Origin of the sequence: Hymenobacter sp. CRA2 (assembly GCF_002007105.1) — a bacterium.
Lineage (GTDB): Bacteria > Bacteroidota > Bacteroidia > Cytophagales > Hymenobacteraceae > Solirubrum.
On record NZ_MVBC01000012.1, the window covers coordinates 88,000 to 100,885 of the forward strand.

At 63.3% G+C, this 12,886-nt stretch carries 12 protein-coding genes and 1 tRNA gene; 7 read left to right on the forward strand and 6 right to left on the reverse strand.

All coding sequences use genetic code 11. The features are described from left to right. Positions 1 to 48: 48 nt before the first annotated feature. Both B0919_RS18055 and B0919_RS18060 read left to right on the forward strand, forming a co-directional pair. Entirely contained in the window at positions 49 to 1,131 is a 1,083-nt protein-coding gene (locus B0919_RS18055) for an LptF/LptG family permease (protein ID WP_078013688.1), read from the forward strand. Between the two features lie 114 nt (positions 1,132 to 1,245). Continuing rightward, the gene (locus tag B0919_RS18060; protein WP_078013689.1) at positions 1,246 to 2,181 is read left to right on the forward strand and encodes a DMT family transporter; all 936 of its coding nucleotides are present in this window, start codon (positions 1,246 to 1,248) and stop codon (positions 2,179 to 2,181) included. A gap of 115 nt (positions 2,182 to 2,296) precedes the next feature. Here the strand turns inward: B0919_RS18060 and ispE are convergent, their stop codons facing one another. Next, a complete protein-coding gene (ispE, locus tag B0919_RS18065) occupies positions 2,297 to 3,115 on the reverse strand; it encodes a 4-(cytidine 5'-diphospho)-2-C-methyl-D-erythritol kinase (protein WP_078013690.1) in 819 nt (272 codons plus the stop codon). Positions 3,116 to 3,222: 107 nt separating this feature from the next. Between ispE and B0919_RS18070 the strand changes: the two genes are divergently transcribed. The 3 genes from B0919_RS18070 (at position 3,223) to B0919_RS18080 (ending at position 5,852) form a co-directional block, all read left to right on the forward strand. After that, entirely contained in the window at positions 3,223 to 3,882 is a 660-nt protein-coding gene (locus B0919_RS18070; protein ID WP_078013691.1) for a sugar transferase, read from the forward strand. Between the two features lie 5 nt (positions 3,883 to 3,887). Further along, a complete protein-coding gene (locus B0919_RS18075; protein WP_078013692.1) occupies positions 3,888 to 4,589 on the forward strand; it encodes an acetyltransferase in 702 nt (233 codons plus the stop codon). A gap of 123 nt (positions 4,590 to 4,712) precedes the next feature. Further along, positions 4,713 to 5,852 carry a DegT/DnrJ/EryC1/StrS family aminotransferase gene (locus B0919_RS18080; RefSeq protein ID WP_078013693.1) on the forward strand — a complete coding sequence of 380 codons (1,140 nt, stop codon included), beginning with the start codon at positions 4,713 to 4,715 and terminating at the stop codon, positions 5,850 to 5,852. 127 nt (positions 5,853 to 5,979) lie between these two features. Here B0919_RS18080 and B0919_RS18085 read toward each other — a convergent pair whose 3' ends face one another. The 5 genes from B0919_RS18085 to atpD form a co-directional block, all read right to left on the reverse strand. Next, a complete protein-coding gene (locus tag B0919_RS18085) occupies positions 5,980 to 7,104 on the reverse strand; it encodes a trans-sulfuration enzyme family protein (protein ID WP_078013694.1) in 1,125 nt (374 codons plus the stop codon). Between the two features lie 125 nt (positions 7,105 to 7,229). Next, entirely contained in the window at positions 7,230 to 8,318 is a 1,089-nt protein-coding gene (locus tag B0919_RS18090; protein ID WP_254846608.1) for an AI-2E family transporter, read from the reverse strand. 125 nt (positions 8,319 to 8,443) lie between these two features. Continuing rightward, positions 8,444 to 9,271, reverse strand: a complete 828-nt coding sequence (locus B0919_RS18095; protein WP_139362231.1) for a hypothetical protein — start codon at positions 9,269 to 9,271, stop codon at positions 8,444 to 8,446. A gap of 168 nt (positions 9,272 to 9,439) precedes the next feature. Then, on the reverse strand, positions 9,440 to 9,685 hold the full coding sequence (gene atpC, locus B0919_RS18100; protein WP_078013696.1) for an ATP synthase F1 subunit epsilon: 246 nt from the start codon (positions 9,683 to 9,685) through the stop codon (positions 9,440 to 9,442). A 102-nt stretch (positions 9,686 to 9,787) separates the two neighbouring features. Further along, positions 9,788 to 11,293, reverse strand: coding sequence for a F0F1 ATP synthase subunit beta (gene atpD / locus B0919_RS18105; protein WP_078013697.1), 1,506 nt, complete (start codon positions 11,291 to 11,293; stop codon positions 9,788 to 9,790). A gap of 255 nt (positions 11,294 to 11,548) precedes the next feature. On the opposite strand from atpD, the gene B0919_RS18110 reads away from it, so the two are divergent. Then, positions 11,549 to 11,624, forward strand: a tRNA-Gln gene (locus B0919_RS18110). 189 nt (positions 11,625 to 11,813) lie between these two features. After that, positions 11,814 to 12,743 carry a ribose-phosphate pyrophosphokinase gene (locus B0919_RS18115; protein WP_078013698.1) on the forward strand — a complete coding sequence of 310 codons (930 nt, stop codon included), beginning with the start codon at positions 11,814 to 11,816 and terminating at the stop codon, positions 12,741 to 12,743. Positions 12,744 to 12,886 lie beyond the last annotated feature (143 nt).

Consider the following 12,886-nt stretch of genomic DNA (forward strand, 5'->3'; position numbering starts at 1 on the left):
GTCAGCAACGATTGAGACGCAGGTAGGCGTCTCTACTCCCATCCAACAATGCTCCGCTTACTCGATAAATACGTCCTCGGCAAGCTGCTCACCACCTTCTTTTTCACGGTGGTGGTGCTGGTCATGGTTATCTGCGTGATTGACTTCACGGAGAAAAACGACGACTTCATCAAGCACGACCTGGGCGCCTGGATGATTATCCGGGACTATTACCTGAACCTGTTTCCCTACTACGCCAACCTGCTCTCCCCCATCACCGTGTTCATTGCCACGGTGCTGGTGACGGCCCGGCTGGCGGCGCGCACCGAAATTGTGGCCATTCTGGCCAGCGGCGTGAGCTTCCGGCGGTTTCTGCTGCCCTACGTGATGGGCGGCGTGCTCATCGGCGGGGTCATCTTCGGGCTGATCGGCTGGGTAATTCCGCTGGCCAATAAGCCGCGCGTGGCTTTTGAGCGGAAGTACGTGAAGAACCCCTACCGCTTTCAGGGGCGCAACGTGCACATCAAAATCGGCCCGCAGGACAACGCCTACCTCGAGAGCTACGACAATTCCGCCAACATTGGCTACCGCTTCGCCATCGAGACGGTGGAGGGCACGCTGCTCAAGCGCCGCCTTGCCGCCGACGCCATCAGCTGGGACTCGACCAAAAAAGTGTGGCACCTGACCCCGCAGACCGTGCGCACCATCAGCCCCGACGGCCGCGAGACGATGCGCATTTACAGCGCCCGCGACACCACCCTGAACCTGTATCCCAAGGACTTCGGCAGCACCTACCGCCTGGCCGAAACCATGACCACGCCGGAGCTAAACCGCTTCATCAACGAGAAAATCAGCCGCGGCGCCGACGACACCGAAATTTACCTGGTGGAGAAGTACGAGCGGTACGCCTACCCCTTCGCCATCACCATTCTCACCGTCATCGGCGTGATTATGAGCGCGCGCAAATCGCGCAACGGCGTGGGCGGGCAGATTGCCCTGGGCTTCGTACTGGCCTTTATCTACATCGGCTTCGTTATCCTGAGCCGCAACCTGGCCCTGGTGGGCGACATGCACCCCATGCTCGCGGCCTGGGTGCCCAACATCGTCTTCAGCTCCATCGGGCTGGTGCTCTACCGTTTCATTCCCCGCTAGGTGGTGAAATGGTGAGCTGGTGAACTAAAGAGTGACGTTCCGCTTGCGCTAAATGCGCCCTACCGTCCTTCCGAACATCAAACTCACTATTTCACCATCTCACCATTTCACCACATGCTAAAGGATTACCTCCGCCTCCACTTCATCGTGTTTTTGTGGGGCTTCACGGCCATTCTGGGCAAGCTGATTTCGCTGCCACCGGTGGAGCTGGTCTTCTACCGCACGCTCATTGCATCGGTGGGGCTGGCGGGGCTGCTGAAGATGCGTAACATGCCGTGGCGCGTGCCCACCGGGCAGGCCGTACGGCTGATCGGGGTGGGCGCTCTGGTGGCCGCGCACTGGATTACCTTTTTCCTGGCGGCCCGCTTGTCGTCGGTGAGCGTGTGTTTGGCGGGCATGGCCACCTTGGCCCTGTGGACGTCGATTCTGGAGCCGTTGCTGCTGCGCAAGCGCTTTCAGCCCTACGAAATTCTGCTGGGGCTGCTGGCCATGGTGGGCTTGTACCTGGTGTCACAGGCCGAGTTTGACCAGCTGCTGGGCCTGGGCGTAGCCATTTTGTCGGCAGGCCTGAGTGCGCTGTTCAGCGTGCTGAATGCCCGGCTGATCAAGGACCACCCGCCGCTGCGCCTGACGCTCTACGAAATGGGCGGGGCCTGCGTCAGCATCATGGTGTTTCTGATTGCCCGCCCGGCCTTTGGCGGCGCGCTGCCCAGCCTAAACCCCACTCCGGCCGACTGGCTGTGGCTGGTGCTGCTGGCCGGCGTGTGCACGGTATACGCCTTCTCTACTTCCGTGGAGCTGATGAAGCGTCTCTCGGCCTTTGCCGTGAACCTGACCATCAATCTGGAGCCTGTATACGGCATCGTGCTGGCCGTGCTGATGTACTGGCTGGGGGCGCCCGGCTTCGGGCAGGAAAAGCTGTCGGGTGGCTTTTACCTCGGCACCTTCGTGATTCTACTCAGCGTGCTGATTCATCCGCTGCTAAACCAGTGGCAGCTGCGCCGCCGCCGGCCCACCGCCGACGAAGCCGTATCGTTGGTGGAGCGCTAAGGGCGTGACGTCACAAACAAGCGGGCCGTGCTTCGATGGGAAGCACGGCCCGCTTGTTTTTTGGTGTTAGCAGCTGGTCCTGCATAAAGGGCATCAGTGCTGGCAGAATCTTCCTCTACAGCTGCCCATCCCACACCAGAAACTCGGCCGGCAGCTTCAGCGCCGGTGGCAGCGCCTGCCCCGGCCACAGCCCAAACACGGCCGACCCGGAGCCCGAAAGGCTGGCGTACGCGGCGCCGGCCACGTAGAGCTGCTGCTTTAGCTGCTCCAGCAACGGGTACTTCGGTGCCAGCGAGTCTTCAAAATCGTTTACCACCGTGTCGCGCCACGTCTCGATGGGGCCGGCCAAGGCCGTACGCAGCTCGTGCCGGGGCGCTTGGGGCGTCACGCCGGCGTAGGCTTCGGCGGTGCTGATGTGCAGATTGGGGTAAATCACCTTGCAGGCCGCGCCGCGCAGTTGGGGCAGCGGCAGTGGCTGTAGCTCGTCGCCGCGGCCGGTGGCCAGGGCGGGCTCGTTGCGGATGAAGAAGGCACAGTCGGAGCCCAGGCGGCGGGCGTAGGCTTCGAGCTGCTCGCCGGTGAGGCCTAGACCAAGCACCGTGTTCAGCGCCCGCAGCGCAAAGGCGGCATCGGCCGAGCCGCCGCCCAGCCCGGCCCCGATGGGCACCACCTTGTGCAGGTGCAGCTGTACCGGCGGCACCTGCGGAAAGTCGGCCTGCAGCAGCTCGTAGGCGCGGCGGCAGAGGTTGGTGGCCGGGTCGCCGGGAATGGGCCGGCCGGTAAGCGCGAGGCTGGTTTCGGCGGCGGGCAGCACTTCCAGCGCGTCGCACCACGGTAGGGGCACCATCACGGTTTCGAGGGTGTGGAAGCCGTCGGGGCGGCGCTCCGTGATGTGCAGACCGAGGTTGAGCTTGGCGTTGGGGAAGACGAGCATGGCGCAAAGAACGGCAGGCTGGCGCAACCATGCCACCCCGGTGTATATTCCCGGGCTGCGTCCCGCGTCGTCGGCAGCCCGTAACTTGCTGCGTATTTCCGCCGCTCATGCCCGCGCTCCACGTCCCTCCTACTCCGGCCACTTCCTGGTACCGTCGCCGGGGCAAGCGCGGGCTCGACGTAGCGGTGGCCCTGCCGCTGCTGCTGCTCACGCTGCCGGTGCTGGCGCTGGCCGCCTTGCTGCTCTGGCTGCAGCCGGGCCAGCGGAGCGTCTTGTTTCGGCAGCTACGGCCGGGGCTGCACGCGCAGCTGTTCACGCTCTACAAGCTGCAGACCATGACCGAGGCGCGCGACGCCCACGGCCAGCTGTTGCCCGACGCCCAGCGCCTGACCCGCCTCGGCCGCTGGCTGCGCGCCACCAGCCTCGACGAGCTACCGCAGCTCTGGAACGTGCTGCGCGGCGACATAAGCCTGGTGGGCCCCAGACCTTTGCTACCCGAGTATCTGCCGCTGTATTCACCTGAGCAAGCCCGCCGCCACGCGGTGCGCCCGGGCATTACGGGCTGGGCGCAGATCAACGGCCGCAACGCCATCAGCTGGGAGCAGAAATTTCGCTACGATGTTTGGTACGTCGAGCGTGTGTCCTTTGCGCTGGATTTGCGTATTCTAGCGCTGACGGCCGGCCGCGTGCTCGGCGCCCACGGCGTTTCGGCGCCCGGCCAAGCCACTACCCAAGCCTTCCGCGGCTCGGCCCCTTCCTCTGAGTAAGCTGCATGACGCAATTGTTTTTCACCGACTACGAAGACCCCGATTTCACTGGCGTACGCCCCTTGGTTATCGTCGGTGCGGGCGGCCTTGGCCGCGAAGTGCTGATGCTGGTGCGCCAGATCAACGAAGTAGAGCTGCGCTGGAACGTGCTCGGCTTCTACGACGACCAGCGCCCGCCCAACGACCGGGTGCACGAGCTGCCGTGGCTGGGTACCATCGACGACCTGAACCAGCAGGAAGAGTCGGTGTACGCCGCCGTGGCCATCGGCAACAGCCACCACCGCGCTGCCGTGGTGGCCGGCCTCACGTCCGAGCGCGTGCATTTTGCCACGCTGCTGCACCCCTCGGTGGTGGTGCGGCCCTACCAGTTCGTGCAGTTCGGCGCGGGCTCTATCGTCTGCCAGGGCTGCATTTTCACCTGCGACATCCGCCTGGGCCGGCACGTGCTGCTGAACCTGGGCTGCACCATCGGCCACGACGCCGTGCTGGAGGATTTCTGCTCCCTGATGCCCCACGCCAACGTCGGCGGCGAGGCTTACCTGGAAACGGCCGTGTACCTGGGCACCAACGCCACCGTCATCAACCAAGTGCGCGTGGGGGCGCGTACCATCGTGGGCGCCGGCGCCGTGGCCGTGCGGGATTTGCCGGCCGATTGCACGGCTGTGGGCGTACCGGCGCAGGTCATTAAGCAGCACGGCGCCAACTAACCCGCCGTGTTCTTCGCGTAGACCTCCGAACTTGCTTCGGCACCGCCGCTGCGGTTGCTCTGTCCCCCTTTCCACCGTGGCTGCTCTCCCGGCAGCCCGAGCTTCGGCTTTTGCTTTCTTCTGATGCGTAGCGACGAATACGACCGGCTTTACCTCTCGCCGCCCCACCTCGGCCGCCACGAGCTGAACTACCTGCACAAGGCCATCGAAGACAACTGGGTGGCGCCCGTGGGTCCCAACCTCGACGGCTTCGAGCGGGACCTGTGCCAATACACCGGTGCCGGGCACTGCGTGGCGCTCAGCTCGGGCACGGCCGCCATTCACCTGGCACTGCTCCTGCTCGGCGTGGGCCCTGGCCACGAGGTCATCGTGCCCTCGTTCACCTTCGTGGCCACCGCCAACCCGGTGCGCTACGTCGGGGCCGAACCGGTGTTTGTCGACAGCGAAGCCACCACCTGGAACCTCTGCCCCGAGCAGCTGCGCGAGGCCCTGGCCGACCGGCAGCGCCAGGGCAAGCAGGTGAAGGCGGTGGTGGTGGTGCACCTGTACGGCATGCCTGCGCGCCTCACGGAAATCCTGGCTGTGGCCGCCGAGTACGGCGTACCGGTGCTGGAAGACGCCGCCGAAGCCCTGGGCGCCCGGTACCGGCAGCAGCCGCTGGGCTCGTTTGGGGCCGTGAGCGTGCTGTCGTTCAATGGCAACAAAATCATCACCACCAGCGGCGGTGGGGCCCTGCTCACCAACAACCCGGAATGGGCCCAGCAGGCGCGTTTCCTGGCCACGCAGGCCCGCGACGCGGCGCCCTACTACCAGCATTCGGTGCAGGGCTACAACTACCGTCTGAGCAACCTGCTGGCCGGCATCGGCCGCGGGCAGATGGAGCTGATTGAAGACCGCGTGAAGCGGCGGCGCGAGATTTACGCGCAGTACCATGAGCTACTGCAGCCTGTGGAGGCCGTGCAGGTAGGCCCGGCCGAGCCCGAAGGGATGCGCGCCAACCGCTGGCTCACGACTATCCTATTGCGGCCCGAGCACACCGACCGCACGCCCGAAGACCTGCGCCAGCACCTCGAAAGCCACAATATTGAGGCCCGGCCGCTGTGGAAGCCGCTGCACCTGCAGCCCCTGTTTGCTAGCAGCCCGATGTACGGCGGCACCGTCTGCGAAGACTTATTCGCCCGCGGCCTGTGCCTACCATCCGGCTCAGCCATGACTGATACCGACGTGCGGCGCGTAGTGAAAGCGTTACGGGAGTTTTTCTAATTTCCGCGCCGAAGCCTGAAACTTAGCCCAAAACGGAGGATAAACAGCCCATAAAGTTCATTCTGCAGTACAAAACGCAGACCTGCCAGCATAAAACGCCAGCTGAGTAGTATAAAACTTGGCGACTCTAGCTCAGAGCTTGTTGTAAGTCGGCCATCAGCTCTTCGATTGGCTCGATACCAACTGACAGCCGAATCAAGCCGACGGTAATGCCCAGCGCGGCTTGCTGTTCGGCCGTGAGGGCGCGGTGCGAGGTACCAAGCGGATACGACAGCGAAGAATCGACCCCGGCCAGGGACGGGGCAAACGGGAAGCGCGTGGTGCGGCGCATGAACTCACTCACGGCTTCCTTGTCGTCGGTGAGCTTAAAGGAAAGCATGCCGCTGAACAGCCCGCCGCCCTGCGCGGCTGCCAATGCATGTTGCTCGTGGGTGGGCAGGCCGGGGTAGTACACCGCGCGCACGGCCGGGTGCTGGTTCAGCATTTCGGCCAGGGCCAGCGCGTTATGGCTGTGCTCCCGAATGCGCAGACGCAGCGTTTTGAGGCCGCGCACGGCCAGCCAGCTTTCCATAGGGCTCAGCGTGAGGCCGTAGAACACCCCGATTTGCTTAAGACGCGCCGCTACTTCCCGCTCAGCGGCCACGGCCACGCCCGCCGTCACGTCGGAGTGGCCGGCAATGTATTTGGTGACGCTGTGCAGGGTAATATCAGCCCCCAGAGCCAGCGGCTGGGTCAGCAGCGGCGTGGCGAAGGTGTTGTCGACCACCAGCTTCAGGCCCAGCTCGTGGCAGTGCGCGGCGAGGCGGCGCAGGTCGGCCACGCGCAGCAGCGGGTTGCTGATGGTTTCGGCCAGCAGCAGGCGCGTGTTGTCCTGCCGGTGCTGACCCAGGTCGTAGAGCTGCTCGAAGGGCACGTACGTCACCGAAACCCCCATGCGGCTCAGCTCGGTGTTCAGCAGCGCGGCCGAGCCGCCGTAGATATCCGCCGCGCACAGCACATGGTCGCCGGCCTGGCAGTAGGCCAGAATAGCCGCAAAAATGGCCGCCATGCCCGACGACGTAGCCACGGCCCCGGCCCCGCCCTCCAGCGCGTTTACGGCGTCGGCCAGCTCGTCGGAGTTGGGGTTGCCGTTGCGCGAGTACAGGTAGCGGCTGTTGGGCTCCTGGTAGTACTGGTCTAGCTCGTCGAGGTCCTGAAACTTAAAGACCGACGTTTGGTAGATGGGCGTGATTTTCGGGTGGATAGAGGCCATGGGAAGCGGGGAAGTTGGGGGCAAAGGCACCGGCCGGACAGCGGGGTTGCACCAGCCGGCCGACGGTCCTGCAAGCTACAGCCGCGGCCCCGTTAATCCCGCCTGCCCGCCCTCCTGCTTGCCTGTTACCCCACGCCCGGCGCCTCCGTACCGGGCGGAAGCCGGTTTTTCTTTTTTTGCGCCGCCCGGTTTTCGCGCCGAAATACCTCCATAAGCACCAGGAAATACGACACCAGCAGCGGCCCCACCACCAGCCCGATGATGCCAAAGATTTCCACGCCCAGCACCAGCCCCACGAGCGTCACCAGCGGGTGAATGTCGCCCATGCGCTTGGCCAGCAGGATGCGCAGCAGGTTATCCACATTGATGATGACGATAAGCCCGACCAGCAGGATGCCGATGGCCCGACCCGTCTCGCCCTGCGAAAACTGGTACAGGGCCGCCGGCCCCCACACCAGCGGCGTGCCCAGCACCGGCAGAAACGCCATAAAAAAGGCCACCACGCCCCAGAACAGCGGATCGGGCACGCCGAAAAGCAGCAAAGTGAGGCCCGTTAGGATGCCTTGCACCAGGGCCACCAACACTTGCCCCAGCACGTTGGCGTTGACGTTGTTTTTCAGCGACTCGCCCAGCTCGTTCATCGTCTCGCTGCGGAAGGGCATGTAGCGACGCAGCCCGAGCAGGAAGTATGTTTCCTGCACGAACATGTAGTACATCGTGAACAGCATCAGCCCGACTACCACCAGGAAGTTCAGAGCGCTGCTGGCCAGCGTGGGCAGCCAGCGGCTCACCTGCCCCGCGCCCTGCTGCAGCAGCTGCCGCACGTTGTCCTGCGAGGTTATCTTGAAACCTGTGGCCTGCTCCAGCTTGTGCAGCACGTCCAGAATGCGCTCCGGCTGCCGGGCATAGGCCACCAGCCGGTCAATCAGCAGGGAGCTGAGCGCGTAAAACGGGATGACCAGCACCACCACCGTCAGTACCAGAATGCCCACGGTGACCAAGCGCCGGTTCCAGCGCCGCTTGTGCACCAGCGCCACCCACAGCGGCCGAAACACCACGAATAGGATGCCCGCCGCCAGAAAGGCTGTCAGGTAGTGCGCCAGCCCAAACAGCATCAGCGTGACCAGCCCCACTAGCGAGGCAATGAGCAACACGTGCCGCTGCCGGGGCGTGTAAATGTTCTCGATGGAATTGTACGGGTCGACGGGCGGCATATGGAGGCGGCTTTGCAGCCACAACGATACGACAGCGCGGGGTATTTGCCCGCCAAAGTGCCAAAAAGGCGCCCCCGGGTTCCGCAAGCGCCTTTTCTATGCCTGCTACCCGCTGCGGCGGTGGCCTACTTGACCTGCTTCAGCTGTTGATTGAGCTCGGCCACCAGTTCCTGGGTTTCGGGCAGCTTCCGCAGCTGCGTGAGGTACTGTTGGGCCTCGGTTTTGTGGCCTAGCACCAAGCTCGTTTTTACCAAAGCTGCCAGCGTGGCCGCTTCCTTAGGCTGGAGCTTGGCCGCCTGTTTCAGCTGCGCCAGCGCTTCTTCGTGCTGCCCGCGGCTGCTGTAGTACTGGCTCAGGTTAAAGGGCCCCAGGTAGCTTTCCGGGTAGAATTCGGTAATCAGCTCCGTCAGCTGCTTGCCCGTGGCCAACGCAGCCTCGCCGCCCTGCTGCCAGTAGAACTCAGCGTAATCATCCAGCGAAGCCGGCACAAACTCGCCCTCCGGCGCCGGCAGTTCGGCGCTGTCGTACCAGTACCAGGGCTGCCCGTTTTTGCCGTGGCTGTTCAGGGCCTGGCGCAGCGCCACCACCTGCTGCCGGGCGTCGCCCTGCTTTTCGTACGACTTGGCCAAGGCGAAGTGTACGTCGAGGCGGTCGGGCGCCAGCGTCAGTGCTTGGCACAGGGCGTCCTGGGCCGCTTCAGTTAGCTGCGCCGCTGTGGGGGCAGCGGCTTTGCCGGCCGGCGCCGCCGGGCTACCCTTGCGGCCGCGGCTTTGCTCGGCCCGCCGCAGCAGGTAACTGGCCCGGGCCACGTACACGTTGGCGTTACGCGGCTCCTGCTGGCGCCAGCGGGCCAGGGTCAGGCGCATGGTAGCCGTATCGTTGATCTGGTACGCTTTGCGGAAGGTCGTCTGCTGATCCTGCGCCGCCACCTCGCCGCATGCGACAGCCGCCACGGCTACCGCTAGTATCCCTCTGAGCACGGGTTGTCCTGATTACGTGAATGGGCAAGGATGCCCACCCAAAATTACGCGGCGCCGCGCCGCCAAACTAGCCGCCGCGCAAAAACAAAAACCCCGCAGCCGGTAAGGGCCACGGGGCTTCCAATTAGGTCGGGACGTAGCTTAGGCCAGAACGGATTCGGCCAGCACCGTCACGTTGTTGCGCAGCACTTCCACCACGCCGCCGCTCACCCGGAACGACTCGCGGCCGGTGGCGCTGGTCACCCGCAGCTCGCCGGCCTGCAAGGCGGCAATCATCGGCGCGTGGTTGTTGAGCACTTCAAACTGACCGGATGCACCCGGAAATACGGCCGAGGTAACTTCCCCCTCAAACACCTTCCGGTCCGGCGTGATGATTTCTAAACGCATGGCTTTCTAATGTGAGAAATGTGGAAATGTGATGAATGTGCTGAGGGTTGTGTGAAAGTTATTTTCACATTTCCCACATCAGCACATTCCCCACATTAGAAATTAGCGGGCCTCAGCCATCAGACGCTCGCCCTTCGCTACGGCATCCTCGATGGTGCCCACGAGGTTGAACGCAGCTTCCGGCAGGTGGTCGTACAGACCATCGATGATGCCGTTGAAGCCTTTGATGGTGTCCTTGATGTCTACCAGCACGCCTTTCAGGCCGGTAAACTGCTCAGCCACGTGGAAGGGCTGCGACAGGAAGCGCTGCACGCGACGGGCGCGCGACACCACCAGTTTGTCCTCTTCCGAGAGTTCGTCCATGCCCAGGATGGCGATGATGTCCTGCAGTTCCTTGTAGCGCTGCAGAATCTCCTTCACGCGCTGGGCCGTGTTGTAGTGCTCGTCGCCGATGATGGCGGCATCGAGGATACGCGAGGTCGAGTCGAGCGGGTCCACGGCCGGGTAAATGCCCAGCTCGGCGATTTTACGCGACAGAACCGTGGTAGCGTCCAAGTGGGCGAAGGTCGTAGCCGGCGCCGGGTCAGTCAAGTCGTCAGCCGGTACATATACCGCCTGTACCGAGGTGATGGAACCGCGCTTGGTCGAGGTGATGCGCTCCTGCATGGCACCCATTTCGGTGGCCAGCGTGGGCTGGTAACCTACGGCCGACGGCATACGGCCCAGCAGAGCCGATACTTCCGAGCCCGCCTGCGTGAAGCGGAAGATGTTGTCCACGAAGAACAGGATGTCGCGGCCGGCACCCTGGCCGTCGCCGTCGCGGAAGTTCTCAGCTACCGTCAGACCCGACAGGGCCACGCGGGCGCGAGCTCCGGGGGGCTCGTTCATCTGGCCGAACACGAAGGTCGCTTTCGAGTCCTTCATGCCTTCCAGGTTCACGGCGTCGAGGTTCCACTCGCCTTTTTCCATGCCGTGCATGAACTCCTCGCCGTACTGTACGATACCGGCTTCGATCATTTCGCGCAGCAGGTCATTGCCTTCGCGGGTACGCTCGCCCACGCCGGCAAATACCGACAGACCCGAGTAGGCCTTGGCGATGTTGTTGATCAGCTCCTGGATCAGTACGGTTTTGCCTACGCCGGCACCACCGAACAGCCCGATTTTACCGCCCTTTGCGTAGGGCTCGATCAGGTCGATAACCTTGATACCGGTGTACAGTACCTCGGTGCTGGTGGAGAGGTCTTCGAAGCGCGGGGCCGAGCGGTGGATGGGCAGCGAGCCGGAGGCCGAAGGCTGGGGCAGGCCGTCGATGGCCTCGCCGACCACGTTGAAGAGGCGGCCGAGCACGGCGTCGCCGGTCGGCATCTGGATGGGCGTGCCCAGGTCGCGCACTTCGGCGCCGCGGGTCAGGCCGTCCGTCGAGTCCATGGCAATCGTGCGCACACGGTCTTCGCCCAGGTGTTGCTGGCACTCCAGGATAACGCGCGTGCCGTTGTCCTTGATGACTTCGAGGGCGTCGAGAATGTTGGGAAGCTTAATGCCTTCACCCGCGAAGCTCACGTCCACGACGGGGCCGATAACCTGGGTGATTTTGCCGGTATTCGCCATTGCAGTTCTTTATATGGGAGAATGAGAGCAGTTTCAGGCCGCAAAAGTACGGCCCAATCGGCGCCCGAACAAACCAGCTCGGCGGCGAAAATGCGCAGAAAGTTTTCTCGCTGAAAATCACCGGAAAAAGGGCCTTTTTGAGCTTACTGAGGGGGTTTCGTTGAAATTTTTTTTTGGGTAAAATTTGGAGGCAGCGAAAACGTAGCTACATTTGCAAACCCAAACGGCACAACCACTGGTAACCGGATGGAAAATTGTCCGATGGTGTAACTGGCAACACGCTTGATTTTGATTCAAGAAAGTCCAGGTTCGAGCCCTGGTCGGACAACCAACAAGGCGCTGGCCCCCTCTTCGGAGCGGAGTCGGCGCCTTTTGCGTTTTACGGTCTCTGCCGGTCGGCCCACGCGTTAGCGGCGGTCCGGGGCCTGAGTGGCCTGCGAACCAAGCCTCTAGCGCGTGCTTCCCCGACTTTGCGGCGGCCGGCTCCTTGCTTCGCTCACTCAGTTCCCATTCTTCTCTCATGTCCTCGCAGGTCAAAATCTTCTCCGGCACCACGTCGCGCGCCGTGGCCGAAAAAATTGCCGCCGCCTACGGTCAGCCCCTCGGCGACCTTACCATTCAGCGCTTCGCCGACTCCGAAATCGGCCCGAGCTTCAACGAGAGCGTACGCGGCTGCGAGGTATTTCTGATCCAGAGCACCTTCCCGCCCTCCGACAACCTGATGGAGCTCATGCTGATGGTGGACGCGGCCAAGCGCGCCTCGGCCTACAAAGTCAACGTGGTGATGCCCTACATGGGCTACACCCGGCAGGACCGCAAGGACAAGCCGCGCGTGAGCATCGGCGCCAAAGTGGTGGCCGAGTTCATCCAGAGCGTGGGCACCTCCCGCCTGATGACCTGCGACCTGCACGCCGGCCAGATTCAGGGCTTCTTCGACATTCCGGTGGATCATCTGGACGGCTCCACCATCACGGCGCCCTACATCAAGTCGCTGAACCTGGATAACCTCATCTTCGCCTCGCCCGACGTGGGCGGTGTGGTGCGCACCCGGGCCTTTGCTAAGAAGTTCGGGGCGGAAATCGTGGTCTGCGACAAGATGCGCCTGCGGGCCAACGAAATTGCGTCGATGCAGGTCATCGGCGACGTGACGGGCATGAATGTGGTGCTCGTGGATGACATCGTGGACACGGCCGGCACCGTGTGCAAGGCTGCTGACCTGCTGCTGGAGCGCGGTGCCGCTTCCGTGCGCGCCGTCATCACCCACCCCGTGCTCAGCGGCCCGGCCCACGAGCGAATCCGTAACTCCTCGCTGGTGGAGCTGATTACCACCGATACCATCCCGCTACGCGAGGAAAACGAGAAGATCAAGGTGATTTCCGTGGCTGACCTCTTCGCCCGCGCCATTCACAACGTGGTGTCGCACGAGTCCATCAGCTCGCTCTTTATATAATATAGAACGGCGGTAATAAATCGTCCGTCATCCTGAGCAGAGCGAACCGAAGGTCGACGTAGTCAAGGACTTTTCTCCAGCCCTGCACTAACACAAAAGCGCAGCCACTAACGCCCAATCGTCCGGGCCTCAATGGCTGCGCT

Coding starts and splice junctions, on each gene's coding strand:
- atpC (WP_078013696.1), bottom strand. CDS start 9,685: ATGCGTTTAGAAATCATCACGCCGGACCGGAAGGTGTTTGAGGGGGAA.
- B0919_RS18115 (WP_078013698.1), top strand. CDS start 11,814: ATGTCCTCGCAGGTCAAAATCTTCTCCGGCACCACGTCGCGCGCCGTG.
- B0919_RS18060 (WP_078013689.1), top strand. CDS start 1,246: ATGCTAAAGGATTACCTCCGCCTCCACTTCATCGTGTTTTTGTGGGGC.
- B0919_RS18090 (WP_254846608.1), bottom strand. CDS start 8,318: ATGCCGCCCGTCGACCCGTACAATTCCATCGAGAACATTTACACGCCC.
- atpD (WP_078013697.1), bottom strand. CDS start 11,293: ATGGCGAATACCGGCAAAATCACCCAGGTTATCGGCCCCGTCGTGGAC.
- B0919_RS18075 (WP_078013692.1), top strand. CDS start 3,888: ATGACGCAATTGTTTTTCACCGACTACGAAGACCCCGATTTCACTGGC.
- B0919_RS18080 (WP_078013693.1), top strand. CDS start 4,713: ATGCGTAGCGACGAATACGACCGGCTTTACCTCTCGCCGCCCCACCTC.
- ispE (WP_078013690.1), bottom strand. CDS start 3,115: ATGCTCGTCTTCCCCAACGCCAAGCTCAACCTCGGTCTGCACATCACG.
- B0919_RS18085 (WP_078013694.1), bottom strand. CDS start 7,104: ATGGCCTCTATCCACCCGAAAATCACGCCCATCTACCAAACGTCGGTC.
- B0919_RS18055 (WP_078013688.1), top strand. CDS start 49: ATGCTCCGCTTACTCGATAAATACGTCCTCGGCAAGCTGCTCACCACC.
- B0919_RS18070 (WP_078013691.1), top strand. CDS start 3,223: ATGCCCGCGCTCCACGTCCCTCCTACTCCGGCCACTTCCTGGTACCGT.